Origin of the sequence: Marinoscillum furvescens DSM 4134, from assembly GCF_003386095.1 — a bacterium.
In the GTDB taxonomy this organism is placed as follows: domain Bacteria; phylum Bacteroidota; class Bacteroidia; order Cytophagales; family Cyclobacteriaceae; genus Marinoscillum; species Marinoscillum furvescens.
Genome location: NZ_QREG01000004.1, coordinates 1 through 12,492, shown reverse-complemented (window position 1 = coordinate 12,492; position 12,492 = coordinate 1). Strand labels below are relative to the sequence as shown.

The following is a 12,492-nucleotide window of genomic DNA, read 5'->3' as shown; positions in this document are numbered from 1 at the left end:
TGATTGGAGCCTATAGGTTAAGGAAAAATTATGGCTCTCACATCTATGTTATTTGTTTGTCAAGATGGTAGCTCTACTTGCTTTTCACTCACACAACCAAGACTTTTATGGGTTTATCCTTTCGGATAAAAGAAACTAATGTAGAAAAATAGGCCTTAAGAGCGCTCACCCTCTATTTCGGCAACCAGGCGCTGGTACCAGTCCTCTCCAAAGCGGCGAATCAATGGATCTTTCAGAAACTTGTACACAGGTACTGATAGCTTTTCTCCCAGCTCACATGCTGGAGCACAAATATGCCAGCGGTCGTAGTTGAGCGCCAAAAACTCGTGAAGTTTAGCCACACGAATAGGATATAGATGACAGGACACAGGCTTTTGCACATCTGTTTTACCATCGCGCCAGGCCTGTTCTATGCTACATTTCAAAATGCCTTTGTCATCATAAAAGGCAAAGGCACATTCCTTGTTGTCGATGGTAGTGGTACTAAAGTCTCCATCTTCATCCAGCAAATATGCTCCATGCTCCTCCAGTGCAGCAATGGCCTCACTCGATAGATATGGCTTTACCACCTCTACTACTTCTTCTATACCAGGCAACTCGTCCTTCTCCAGGGGTGCGCCCAGATCACCTTCCACGCAACATGCTCCTTTACATTTGTCCAGGTCACAAACAAAAAATTGCTCCTTGATGTCATCCGAAATAAGTGTGTGATCTATCTGAATCATTGCGCCTCGTCCCTATTTGTATTAGAATGGAAATGCAAAGGTAAAGAAAGCGCTAAGATGAATTTTGAAAAAAATTTCAAACATTCTGAAACCCTTTTTCAGATATGGCGTTATCCTTATCACAACATTTATATGTACATACATTTAATTTCTAAACACACATAAAACTATGTTACAAACAATCATCTTAGCCTTAGCGATTTTATTGCCAACGAGTGAAGGCACACAAGCCACTTACAAAATAGACACAGAAGCCAGCAAAGTATCCTGGTTGGGCAAAAAAGTAACTGGCCAGCACAATGGCACAGTACAGCTCAAGTCTGGTTCTTTCGAATTTGAGGATGGCAAATTGACTGGAGGAACATTTACCGTAGATATGACCACTATCGTGTCTGAAGATCTGGAAGGTGAATGGAAACAAAAACTAGAAGGTCACTTAAAATCTGATGATTTCTTTGGAGTAGAAAAATATCCGAACGCAGTGTTCGTCATCAAAAAAGCCAAAGCACAAGGTGGCGGAAAGTATGAAGTAACAGGAGACTTGACGATCAAAGGCAAAACAGAAACGATCACATTTCCAGCTCAGCTGACGGAGTCTGGCGACAAAGTTTACGGTCTGGCAAACCTCACCATCGATCGTTCTAAGTTCGATGTGCGCTACGGATCTGGAAGCTTCTTCGATGACCTGGGAGACAAAACCATCTACGACAATTTTGACCTTACAGTCAACATTGAAGCCACAAAATAAGATAAGACAATAGTTAGGTTAGGCGGTGAGCCCCGGTATCCTTTTAGGAGCCGGGGTTCTTTTTTTGCTGTGAATTAAAAGTGTTTCCAGCCCTGTGCCTGTAGCTCTATGACATTGTTATTTCTGGTCACCATCGTTCGCCCTTTGTCCATGGCCTGCATGTAGCCTATGGTGTGTATTTCGGCATGGTTCTTCAGCTTTTCAAAATCCTCCTGTTTGATGGTAAACAGCAGTTCGTAATCCTCGCCTCCATTGAGGGCACAGGTATTAGGGTCTATGCTAAACTCTGCAGCAGTCTCATAGGCTTCTTTGTCTATCGGCAGCTTGTCTTCATAGATAGCTGCACCCAGCCCCGAATGCTTACAAAGATGAAAAATCTCAGAGGCCAGTCCATCGGACACATCGATCATGCTTGTAGGCACAATGCCCAGATCTGCAAACTCATGGATGATATCCATCCGTGCTTGTGGCCGTAGCTGTCTACCTACCACATACGGGTACTTGTCCAGCTTAGGCTGCATGTCTGGATTCCCTAAAAACTCTTGTTTTTCACGCTCCAGCACATTGAGGCCAATAAATGCCGCCCCTACATCTCCTGTCACACACAGGATTTCGCTTTCTTTAGCGCCGCTGCGGTAGACGATCTTGTCTTTGTCCACAGCGCCCGTAGCGGTTACTGATATCACCAGGCCCGACTTGGAAGTAGTCGTATCACCACCCACCAGGTCTACTTTGAATGCCTCGCATGCGGCCCGAATGCCTTCGTAGATAAGCTCTACTGCCTCTACAGAAAAGCGATTGCTCAAGCCGAGATTCACAGTAATTTGCCTGGGCACGCCATTCATGGCAGCTAGGTCGGACACATTTACTGCTACGGCCTTGTAACCCAAATGCTGCAAAGGCATGTAGCTCAGGTCAAAATGTACACCTTCTAGTAGCATGTCTGAGCTGATAAGCATATAATGATCGCCTGCATCATATACCGCAGCATCATCACCTATCCCCTTCACTGTCTCACCATGGTAGTAGCGAACCTTCTCCGCTAGCTGATCTATCAGACCAAACTCGCCTATTTCACCTATTTCTGTTCTTTTCTCTTCGCTCATGGCTTTAAATTATTCGTTATCTCGTTTTCCTGACACAGTTCTACCAGCACACCATTGGTACTTTTAGGGTGCAAAAAACAAATCAGTTTGTTGTCGGCACCCGCTTTGGGCTGATCATTGAGCAGCTCAAATCCTTCTCCTCTTAGCCTTTCCATTTCGGCATGGATATCGTCCACCTCAAAAGCAATGTGATGGATACCTTCTCCACGTTTGTTGATGTATTTGGCTATGGGGCTATCTTCATCTTTGGCTTGTAAAAGCTCTATTTTATTAGGGCCTACACCAAAAAACGAAGTAGTCACGCCTTCTGATTCCACAGCCTCCTCTTTATAGGCCGCTTCACCAAAGAGTTTCTTAAAAAGCTCGTTGGCTTTGTCCAGTTCTTTCACTGCGATACCTATATGCTCTATCCTGACCATGTTGTGCCGATTATGTATTAATTTCGCAAAAATGAGGAAACTTTTCGGGGATTTGAAAGGTTTCCTGAGTTGTTGTAATTTTAGATAAACGCAACATAGTCTATGGAGTACAGGGCTGACGTCCACGTAGAAGCGGCACGCATTCAAAACGAAATCAAAAACTTTCTGGGGCTCAAAAGCAGCGACCTGATTTTTGAATATAGTAATGTAGATGGCAAGGTGAAGCTGGATTTGATTACGATCAATCCCAGACATAACCAGTCGTTTCTCTTCAAATCCATCACAGGATTTGACAAAACGGATGCGCTAAACAAAATGCTGGACTATGTAAAAACGCACAAAGAGAAAGAAAGCAGCTACACCATCCAGTGGGCTACCAAAGGCATGGGCGAGCTGCAGACGTCATACTTTCGTGCCAAAAACATCTATGACGCCATGGATAAACTGTACTATGGCCGAGATATGAACAACCTTACAGTATTTAGTGTAGTATTAAACCCGATTGCGTAATGATCAACGTAACAGATAAAGCCAAAGAAAGAATCATGGAGCTAAGAGCCGAAGAAGGACACTCACCAGCTCACAATGTACGCGTAGCGGTAAAAGGAGGTGGCTGCTCGGGCCTCATGTACGACCTCCTGTTTGACGACAAGCTCGCTGATAGCGATGAAGTCTTTGAAGATAAAGGTGTGAAAGTAATTGTAGATAAGAAAAGCATGCTGTACCTGCTGGGCACCACACTTGATTTTTCTGATGGCCTCAATGGCAAAGGTTTTCAGTTTATCAATCCAAACGCCACCAGAACATGCGGATGCGGTGAAAGCTTTTCTGTATAAACAGCTAGACACTTACAAGAAATACACTTCGAACCACCTCCCTGGAGAGGTGGTTTTTTTTGACTTCTACCTTTTACATTAACAATCCATAACCTTGAACCAGCTGATAGTGACCGCATTTCACTGAACAACCCACCTATTAGGTTATGAACGTATTAGGCCAGTAATACATTATTTAAGCAGAGATTAAAACCACTCCACAGGACACCTATTTTCTTAACGCAAGCAAGCAATTCAGGTAATCATAGAGCAAAATTCATTGTGTTTTTTCGAGGCAGAAAAGAAACCTAATAAACTACAATGAAACTATTGAAAAGACTACCTATCCTTCTGAGCGCTCTAATGCTCACAGGAGTGATTGCTACTAGCTGTGAAGGTCCTGAGGGCCCTCAAGGACCAGCAGGCACTGACGGAAAAGACGGTGCTGATGGCGCCAATGGACAAGACGGTACTGATGGACAAGATGGTGCAGATTACACCACAGGTCAGATGATCCCATTGGCAACTTCCAATACTCCTGCAGATCTTCTGGATGTAAAATCTGACTTCTCTAACATCACGGTAGAGGTGCTACTTAGCTCAGAAGACACCCTGCCTAGCAGTACTGAATTTGTATATGGAAGTATGGCAGATGGTGCCGGCCTACTAAAAGATACAGATACCAGCTATATGCTGATCAACAACATAGAGGCAGACTACTCTATAGCACGTATTTTTCTAGATCAAAATCTACGACCATTCCACGGCGAATACATTGTAAATGCCAATGCTACTGCATTTACTGCTCAGTGCTCAGGTTCACTGATCACTCCTGAAGAACATGGCTTTGGCCCGCTATACCTCTCCGGTGGCGAATGGGGAGGCGGATCTAAAGGCGTATTTGTAACAAGCCCTTACAAATCCACAAATGACGCAAGCTTTGCAGAAATGCTACCAGCAATGGGTCAGTGGTCTACAGAAAACGCCGTGGCAATAGGTAAAGATGCATACCCGAGCCAAACAGTAGTATTTATCGGTGACGACCACAGCGACAGCTCTATCCCTTCGGGACAGCTGGGCATGTATGTAGGTGGCAGAGGTGACTTGCGTTCAGGCCAACTATACGGTCTGAAGGTAACAGACGCAGGCATCACCTATGAAATGGACATGGAAGAAGGCGTAGCTTACAATGTAGAGTGGGTGGCGCTAGAAGAAACTCAAATCGACTTGTTAGATGCTGAGGCTAAAGAAAAAGGCGTAATGGGCTTTTCCAGACTAGAAGACATTGACTGGAGAAGAGGAAGTGCTGCCAACCAGCGCGAGCTATACATGGCGGTAACGGGCCGCAATAGAGGTGGACTTATCGGCAAAGGAAGCCTGACAGGTCGAGTGTACAAGGTAGTGCTCAATGAGACTGACCCTACGGGAGCTGCCACCATCACCTGTATACTGGATGGAGACAAAGTGGGTGGAAAAGCTGAAATGTTTCACAGCCCAGACAACATCCTGGTTACAGAAAACTACGCCTATATCCAGGAAGACCCTAATGGTGTAGTACCTGCACGAGAAGATGGCTATGAAGGCAAAGCAGCTGCTGATCACTTTGCATACCTCTACCAGTATGACCTAAACACCGGTGACCTGAAAGTAGTACTAGAATGTAACCAAGCTACTGCTGAGTCTCTAGGCTATGGCACCACCAATAGCACCTGGGAGATTACCGGTATGATAGATGTAACCGACGTAGTAGGCGGATCAGAAAACACCTTTTTGATGATGACTCAAAACCACGGATGGGAACCTGCCAGTGGTCAGTTTACTGACAAAAATGCAAACCCTGACCTGGAGTCTTCCAGAGCCGAAGGAAGTGTATTATTTGCCATCAAAGGTTTGGCCAGATAAGCTACGCACAATCTCTCAACAAAATGATAGACACCTTTTTATATCGTGTCAAAAAAGGGGCTTACATGACTGTAGGCCTCTTTTTTGCATTCTCATGTGTAGAGCGCTCTCAGCAGCCCGTAACACCCGATGCCTACTACCACGAAAAACTGGATGAAATGGCATCTCAAATGCTAATCGTACAAAATGCTCCCACTCTTGACGAAAAAAGAAAAGCATATAAAGCCTCACGCAGTGCTTTCAAAGCTATAGAGCCTATGCTCGCTTTTGTGGACATTGAAAACTACGAAACCCTAAACCAACCTAACCTACTCCAAGTAGAAGAAGAGGACCTCACCAATATTCGAATCAAGGCCCCGGAAGGCTTTCAGGTCATTGAAGAACTATTATTTGCAAGCCGTCCTGACACAGCCCTTATCGCACGCAAGGCCAACTTTGTGATCCAAAGAGCTGGCCTAATCAATAAAAACACCTCCTTAGAAGCGCTGAAACCTCACCACGTCTTATGGGCCATTCGAAACAGCATAGTAGGCACCGCGCTCACTGGACTTTCCGGATTTGACTCTCCAATGCTAATTAATTCGCTAAATGATGCTACCGAAGTATACCAGACACTCTCCTTTTGGCTTGACTCACAAAAAAACAGGTTTTCAGACCCAGCATTGCATCATAGCTGGCAAAAGGAACTGCAAAAGACCATTGAAACACTCAAAAAAGGAGAGTTTGACACTTTTGATCGCTTAGAATTCATCAAAAACCATACGCATCTTCAGCTAAGACTTTGGAACCAAACCGTAGCAGACTGGAATGTCTCCTTCCCGTTTTCACTAGCACTATCCAATGATGCCGACAACTTATTTGAGGCAGAAAGCTACAATTTAAAGTACTTTTCTGACCCTAATGGTCCCGCCCCAACACCTGAACTGCTTTCTCTTGGCAAAAGGCTCTTTTACGACCAAAAACTCTCTGCAAATGGAAAAATGAGCTGCGGAAGCTGCCACCAACCTAAGCTGGCATTTACAGACGGCAAGAAAAAATCCATTGGAAACCAGGGGCAGGAACTGCTGCGAAATGCCCCTACACTGTTGTATGCCGGATTTCAAAAAGGATTTTTTTACGACAAAAGGTCCAATAGCCTGGAGGCTCAAATCACTCAAGTGGTCAACGATGAAAATGAATTTCACTCAGACCTCCAAACTCTTCAAGCCTCTATAACCAAAGACACGACTTATAGGCAGCAGTTTTTTAAAGCTTTTAAAACTACCACCATAGTAGAGGCCCAGGTCAGGCAGGCCATTGCCTCCTACATCAGAAGCCTGGCTCCTTTCAGCTCCAAACTCGATCGTCATTTTCAGTCTGAAAATGAGGTCCTCAATGAACAGGAAAAATTAGGTTTCAATCTATTCATGGGCAAAGCTGCCTGTGCCACATGCCATTTCCCTCCGTTTTTCAATGGTACCGTACCACCAAGGTGGAAAGACTCAGAGCTGGAAAATCTGGGAGTACCAGCCACGGCAGAAAACAAAAAAATAGACACGGACCCTGGAAGGTTCAGCCTCTTTCACACGGAAGAAAAACGATTTTTCTTCAAGACGCCAACCATTAGAAATGTAGCACTCACGGCTCCATATATGCACAATGGTGTATATGATTCTTTAGAACAAGTAATGGATTTCTACAACGCCGGTGGCGGAGAAGGCATGGGGCTTCAGGTACCGCATCAGACTTTACCCCCTGACTCCCTCGGTCTCGACCAGGAGGAAATAGATGCAATCATAGCGTTTATGCACGCTCTTAACGATGATGTTGCTGCTGTTGCAGCATACTAAAAAGGATTTGATTGCTCGAGGGTGTCCCGTTTGGGGCACTCTTACCTTTTACAGATGCAATCCGCACTCTGTTTTTTCACGGCCTTCCCAGCGACCTTCACGCCCTTCACCTTTTTTGGTGCACTGCACACAGCCTATGGAGCCATAGCCCTCGTACATGAGCGGGTGTGTGGGCAGCTCATAGATCGTGCGGTAAAGATTCAGGTCCTCCTGATTCATGTCTATCAGCGGATGAAACTTATTGAGCCCCTGATGGTGTTCAAAAATCTGCTTGTTAGCGCGGTTTGCGTTTTGGAAGCCCAGCAATCCAGATACCCAAACGTCTTTGCCCCGCTTTAGCTCCATCATCGGTTCTACCTTGTTGATAAAGCAACAAAAGTCCGGGTTGTCGTTCCAAACCTTGTGCTTACGCGAAAAGTCGTGAGATCGCTCCCGAGGGTGAACATCCACTACATTGAGTCCCCATTCGTCTCGAAGCTCCTGTTTGTAAGCATGAGTTTCTTTAAAAAGGTACCCTGTATTGATCAGATGGATAGGGTGGTCTGGAGCCACCTTATTGATCATGTGGAGCAGCACTACAGAAGTGCTACCAAAAGAGGTAGTGACCAAAATCTTGTCTGCATCAAACTCCCCAAACAGCATTTTGATCCGATCCAGATAGGTCAGGTTCTTGTATCGCTTGTTGAGTTCAGTGAGTCTCAATTCGCTCTCCATGTTCGTCTTTGTTGTTTTCGTTGTTTACCATCACCGAAGTGATTTCATTCAGCTTATCCACTTTGTACTGAAAATCTCCCTTCAGTCGGTCGCGAATGGTTTTGAGCTGATTAAGTAGCTCAGGGGTGCTTTCTGGTAAAATTTCTTCTAATGTCTGCCGGAAGCGCTTGGCAAACGTTGGTGATTTACCATTGGTGCTGATCCCAATTTTGAGGTCACCTTTTTTAACGGTAGATCCCAAATAGAAATCGCAAAGGTTCGGAGTATCTGCCACGTTAGTGAGCAGTCTGCGTCGCTTAGCCTTTTGCTTAAGTCGCTCATGGAGCGAGTAATTATCAGTAGCCAGAATCAAAAGGTCTGCTTTGCGGAGATCTCTACCCCTCACCTTGCGCTCTACGATTTCTATATATTCAGACTGAGCTGCAATTGCTCGCAGCTCGGTTTTTATTTCAGGAGCAATCACACGGATACGGGCATTGGGATCATTTTTCAACAGTGCCTCCACTTTTTCCAACCCTACATTTCCTCCACCTACTACTACAGTTTGTAGTTGGTTGAGCTTTAGAAATACCGGAAAAAGCACATTTCCATCCGTTTTGATTGCTTCACTCATGCCACTTCAGTTTTTACAGTTTCCCACCATTGATTGACCTGCTGCTCATTAGATGCCAGCGCGGCACCTTCACCGAATACGAGCAAAGCTGGTGCTTCAGGCTGCTTTTTGGCAGCTACTTCTGCTATGGTGTTGGCCGTACCTTTAATCACTTCCCCATCTTTATGAGAGCCTTTGCTTACAATAGCCACAGGAAGTTCTCCACGACCGTTTTGCACGTAAGCCTCCGCTATCATATCCAGCTTTCCCAGCCCCATAAAAAACAGTGTAGTGGGAGCATATGCTGCTGCATTGAGCACTTCATCACTGAGTTTGCCTTCGCGGGTAGTAGCTGTCACTACGGTAAAACTTTGGTTGATACCTCTGCATGTCAACGGTATGCCAAAGTAACCGGGAAGCATCACACTGCTCACCCCTACTACTACATCTACTTCCAGTCCATGCTGCTCAGCAAAGGCTTTTTCTTCAAAGCCTCTACCAAACACAAACGGGTCTCCGCCTTTGAGTCGTACCACATGCCCATGCTCCTTGGCATATTGCACGATCAGGCTGTTGATGGTGTCTTGCGACACGCTAGACTTCCCCGCACGCTTGCCTACCGGAATATGCAGCGCATCCGGCGCATAGGTGAGCAACTCTGGGTCCACCAAGGCATCATATAGCACCACATCGGCAGCTTGCAGCGCTTTTAGACCTTTCAGTGTGATCAGCTCTGGATCACCTGGGCCTGCACCTACCAGCGTAAGTTTAGGAGTCTTACTCATGAGTTTAGGCTTTATAAAATTCATTGACTACCAGCTTCTTGCCAGCTTCATTGTTTCTAAGGGCTTGCACCTGACCAAAGAAAGCATCGGCTTGAGCCAGATACGCTGACGCAAAGGCTTCACTCGGTTCGTTTTTATTGATCTGTAGTACCAGATCCTGGAAAGTGCCTTCAGAAAGCTCCAGATCACCAGTTTCTACTACCTTTTTCTGGAAATCAGCAATAATGCCCTGATGTGTGTTGCACTGAACATCTTTGCTGAGAAGTATGGCTTTAGCTCCGATCACCAGCGTATTGTATGCATAGTAGATCGCATCTGCCCATTTGCCTTCACCGTATGCGGCCTTACCTTTTTCCAGACGCTCGGCAGCATCATTAATGATGGTACCTACCAGATCCATCATCACACCGGCACATTCCCCCACACCAATTTCCGGCACAAAGTCATCTGCTTTACCCCAGTCCTGATAGTCTTCATCAGCCAGCGTTTTCACATCCGCAAGATGCTTGAGCAAGTCGTAGAAATAGCGCTTGCCTTGTCTTCGGAAATAGGCGTTAAAATACTCTTCGTCAGTAGCTTTCTCTTCAAAATCATTCAGCAGAACAGTAACTGCTTCGGGGATTCGCTTGGTCGGAATTTTCACCACTTTTTCGGCGATGTAGCCCTTACCATCAGGATCTACACCCCCACCGATCACTACCTGCATAGCAGGTGCGATTTTATCTCCATTTTTGATACTACTTCCGTGAAAACCGATATTCCCTACCATGTGCTGGCCACAGGAGTTCATACACCCACTGATTTTGATTTTGATCAGCGTTTCATCCACAAGGTGTGGAAATTCATTTTTGATCAATTTTTCCAGCTCTAGTGCAAGTGCAGTACTGTTGGTCACACCGAGGTTACATGTATCAGTACCTGGGCAGGCCGTCACATCTGCCAATGTATCAAAGCCGGCTTCTCCAAAGCCCAACTTTTTGAGCTCATTGTACACAGCAGGGATGTTTTCTGCTCGTACAAACTTCAGCAACACACCTTGATTGAGGGTGAGACGCATATCTTCCGCTGCATACTTTCTTGCGATATCAGCCAGTATACGTGCCTTGGGAGATTTGATATCACCGAGAGGGATACGTACTTTGATCGCATAGAAACCTTCTTGCTTTTGCTCAAACACGTTGGTCTTGTACCATTGATCATAAGCCTCATCCACTTCCACACTTTCTACCCCAAGCATTGGCTGATCTTCAGGTATTTTGGTGATTACCTTCTTGGTATTGATCTTATAAGTCTTGTTTTTAAGTGCCAGACGTTCTTCTTCTACGAGCGCCAGAAATCCGTCGAGACCGAGTCCTTTTTTAGGCTCTATGAGGTATTTCATACGTGCTTTGTGTCTACGCTCGCGCTCACCATAGCGGTCAAACACACGCAGGCCTGCTTCGATGAACGGAATCAGCTCATCCTGAGGAAGAAAATCGTATGCCTTGAGTCCCATAAAAGACTGAGCCCCTAGTCCTCCGCCTATAATCACTTCAAACCCATAAGCTCCGTTTTGAATCTTAGGGATAAAACCAAAGTCATGAATGTATGTAAAAGCAGCATCTGCTTTAGAAGAAGAGAAGGCGATTTTCACCTTTCGGCCCATCTCCTGACAGATAGGATTTCTAAGAAAATACTCGAACACCGCATAAGCGTAAGGAGCCACATCGAAGGGCTCCTCCGGATCGATGCCTGCATAAGGCGATGCGGTGACGTTTCTTACGGTGTTTCCACAGGCTTCTTTACTGGTCACCCCTACTTCTTCCAGCTGCTCCCAGATAATGGGCGAATCGTCCAGTTTTACGTAGTGCAACTGAATATTTTGTCTGGTGGTCAGGTGCAGATTGCTATTGGTGTACTGCTCTGCCAGATCAGCGAAGCGCTCTAGCTGGTCTGGTGTGATTTTGCCGAATGGCAACTTGGAGCGAAACATCTGCACACCCTGCTGGCGCTGACCGTATACTCCACGGGCAAGACGAAAAGCTTTGAACCGCTCTTCAGGAATCTGACCTAACTTAAAGCTTTGGATTTTATCCTTCAACTCCGTAATGTCTGCTTGTGCTTCTTTAGAAATTGTTTTTGTACTCATGGCTACTGTTTATTCTTACAAAAAAGCCCCGGAAGAATGTCTACCGGGGCTTGTATATATCTTTAATGAATGGTGTTTTGTAAATATTTTGATATACGAATCCCGGCACGCTATAGCATACAACAACACACACAGCACATGCAGCAGTGGGCATTTTTGAGTCCGTAAATTTCAGGTATATAAGATATCATTGCTTCTCGTTATTCGTGTGTTGTCTGTACGTAGTATTGGGCTGTCTGTTGTAAAAGGGGAAGGTTTACATACAGCAACAACAACACAAACACGAAATGTGATGCAATGATTCTCTTAAGGGATTACTAAATGTTCTACTTGTGAATTTCATCTTTAATTAATTCATATTCTGTCTTCTGATAACCGCTCAGAAAACTCAGGAATTAGCACCTTAAACGTTGCTTTCAGGTTGCTAGCGCTTCAAAGAGCCTGTCTCTCCACGCTTCTGTATAAATCAATTTCTTTGAATTGATGACACAAAGGTGGGACAGAATTTTTAAAGTACAAAATGAACCATAGAAAAAGCCGAAAAACATTATTAGGAAAATCGGATTACCACTTCATTTTTCACCTCAAAATCCACCTCCTCACCAAAGAATATTAGCACCTACTGGGTGCTAAAATCGAGTAGAGCAAAGTAAAGGAGACTTTTAGACCTTCGGAAACCCGGAAAGGATTTCTTCTTTACTTCAGCCCTCTCACACCACCGTACGTACG

General features: G+C 45.2%; 12 protein-coding genes and 1 riboswitch. Of the genes, 5 read left to right on the top strand and 7 right to left on the bottom strand.

What is annotated here, in order from left to right:
- Positions 1 to 155: 155 nt before the first annotated feature.
- Positions 156 to 725 carry a DUF3109 family protein gene (locus tag C7460_RS05505; protein WP_115867090.1) on the bottom strand — a complete coding sequence of 190 codons (570 nt, stop codon included), beginning with the start codon at positions 723 to 725 and terminating at the stop codon, positions 156 to 158.
- 169 nt (positions 726 to 894) lie between these two features.
- On the opposite strand from C7460_RS05505, the gene C7460_RS05500 reads away from it, so the two are divergent.
- The gene (locus C7460_RS05500; protein WP_115867089.1) at positions 895 to 1,473 is read left to right on the top strand and encodes a YceI family protein; all 579 of its coding nucleotides are present in this window, start codon (positions 895 to 897) and stop codon (positions 1,471 to 1,473) included.
- A 74-nt stretch (positions 1,474 to 1,547) separates the two neighbouring features.
- Here C7460_RS05500 and thiL read toward each other — a convergent pair whose 3' ends face one another.
- Complete coding sequence (gene thiL, locus C7460_RS05495; RefSeq protein WP_115867088.1) at positions 1,548 to 2,579, bottom strand: thiamine-phosphate kinase; 1,032 nt, start codon at positions 2,577 to 2,579, stop codon at positions 1,548 to 1,550.
- Entirely contained in the window at positions 2,576 to 2,998 is a 423-nt protein-coding gene (gene mce, locus C7460_RS05490) for a methylmalonyl-CoA epimerase (protein ID WP_115867087.1), read from the bottom strand. Before mce ends, thiL begins: the two co-directional genes overlap by 4 nt.
- A gap of 102 nt (positions 2,999 to 3,100) precedes the next feature.
- On the opposite strand from mce, the gene C7460_RS05485 reads away from it, so the two are divergent.
- The 4 genes from C7460_RS05485 (at position 3,101) to C7460_RS05470 (ending at position 7,544) form a co-directional block, all read left to right on the top strand.
- On the top strand, positions 3,101 to 3,508 hold the full coding sequence (locus tag C7460_RS05485) for a hypothetical protein (protein WP_115867086.1): 408 nt from the start codon (positions 3,101 to 3,103) through the stop codon (positions 3,506 to 3,508).
- Positions 3,508 to 3,834 carry a HesB/IscA family protein gene (locus tag C7460_RS05480; protein WP_115867085.1) on the top strand — a complete coding sequence of 109 codons (327 nt, stop codon included), beginning with the start codon at positions 3,508 to 3,510 and terminating at the stop codon, positions 3,832 to 3,834. Before C7460_RS05485 ends, C7460_RS05480 begins: the two co-directional genes overlap by 1 nt.
- 300 nt (positions 3,835 to 4,134) lie before the next feature.
- Positions 4,135 to 5,715, top strand: coding sequence for a PhoX family protein (locus C7460_RS05475; protein ID WP_245986185.1), 1,581 nt, complete (start codon positions 4,135 to 4,137; stop codon positions 5,713 to 5,715).
- A 23-nt stretch (positions 5,716 to 5,738) separates the two neighbouring features.
- On the top strand, positions 5,739 to 7,544 hold the full coding sequence (locus C7460_RS05470) for a cytochrome-c peroxidase (RefSeq protein ID WP_115867084.1): 1,806 nt from the start codon (positions 5,739 to 5,741) through the stop codon (positions 7,542 to 7,544).
- 48 nt (positions 7,545 to 7,592) lie between these two features.
- Here C7460_RS05470 and C7460_RS05465 read toward each other — a convergent pair whose 3' ends face one another.
- From C7460_RS05465 to C7460_RS05450, 4 genes are read right to left on the bottom strand one after another with little or no spacing between them, the layout of a single operon-like run.
- Positions 7,593 to 8,258 (bottom strand): phosphoadenylyl-sulfate reductase, encoded by a 666-nt coding sequence (locus tag C7460_RS05465; protein ID WP_115867083.1) that lies wholly within the window; start codon positions 8,256 to 8,258, stop codon positions 7,593 to 7,595.
- Complete coding sequence (locus tag C7460_RS05460) at positions 8,233 to 8,871, bottom strand: precorrin-2 dehydrogenase/sirohydrochlorin ferrochelatase family protein (RefSeq protein WP_115867082.1); 639 nt, start codon at positions 8,869 to 8,871, stop codon at positions 8,233 to 8,235. Before C7460_RS05460 ends, C7460_RS05465 begins: the two co-directional genes overlap by 26 nt.
- Positions 8,868 to 9,635 carry a uroporphyrinogen-III C-methyltransferase gene (cobA, locus tag C7460_RS05455; RefSeq protein WP_115867375.1) on the bottom strand — a complete coding sequence of 256 codons (768 nt, stop codon included), beginning with the start codon at positions 9,633 to 9,635 and terminating at the stop codon, positions 8,868 to 8,870. The genes C7460_RS05460 and cobA overlap by 4 nt, the downstream gene beginning before the upstream one ends.
- A 4-nt stretch (positions 9,636 to 9,639) precedes the next feature.
- Positions 9,640 to 11,763, bottom strand: a complete 2,124-nt coding sequence (locus C7460_RS05450; RefSeq protein WP_115867081.1) for a HEPN domain-containing protein — start codon at positions 11,761 to 11,763, stop codon at positions 9,640 to 9,642.
- 351 nt (positions 11,764 to 12,114) lie between these two features.
- A riboswitch (SAM riboswitch) is annotated at positions 12,115 to 12,231 on the bottom strand.
- Positions 12,232 to 12,492: the final 261 nt, after the last annotated feature.

Excerpts from the sequence above, each read along its gene's own strand:
- cobA (WP_115867375.1), bottom strand. The coding sequence starts at position 9,635 with ATGAGTAAGACTCCTAAACTTACGCTGGTAGGTGCAGGCCCAGGTGAT.
- C7460_RS05470 (WP_115867084.1), top strand. The coding sequence starts at position 5,739 with ATGATAGACACCTTTTTATATCGTGTCAAAAAAGGGGCTTACATGACT.
- C7460_RS05480 (WP_115867085.1), top strand. The coding sequence starts at position 3,508 with ATGATCAACGTAACAGATAAAGCCAAAGAAAGAATCATGGAGCTAAGA.
- C7460_RS05465 (WP_115867083.1), bottom strand. The coding sequence starts at position 8,258 with ATGGAGAGCGAATTGAGACTCACTGAACTCAACAAGCGATACAAGAAC.
- C7460_RS05505 (WP_115867090.1), bottom strand. The coding sequence starts at position 725 with ATGATTCAGATAGATCACACACTTATTTCGGATGACATCAAGGAGCAA.
- C7460_RS05485 (WP_115867086.1), top strand. The coding sequence starts at position 3,101 with ATGGAGTACAGGGCTGACGTCCACGTAGAAGCGGCACGCATTCAAAAC.
- C7460_RS05475 (WP_245986185.1), top strand. The coding sequence starts at position 4,135 with ATGAAACTATTGAAAAGACTACCTATCCTTCTGAGCGCTCTAATGCTC.
- mce (WP_115867087.1), bottom strand. The coding sequence starts at position 2,998 with ATGGTCAGGATAGAGCATATAGGTATCGCAGTGAAAGAACTGGACAAA.
- C7460_RS05460 (WP_115867082.1), bottom strand. The coding sequence starts at position 8,871 with ATGAGTGAAGCAATCAAAACGGATGGAAATGTGCTTTTTCCGGTATTT.
- C7460_RS05500 (WP_115867089.1), top strand. The coding sequence starts at position 895 with ATGTTACAAACAATCATCTTAGCCTTAGCGATTTTATTGCCAACGAGT.
- C7460_RS05450 (WP_115867081.1), bottom strand. The coding sequence starts at position 11,763 with ATGAGTACAAAAACAATTTCTAAAGAAGCACAAGCAGACATTACGGAG.
- thiL (WP_115867088.1), bottom strand. The coding sequence starts at position 2,579 with ATGAGCGAAGAGAAAAGAACAGAAATAGGTGAAATAGGCGAGTTTGGT.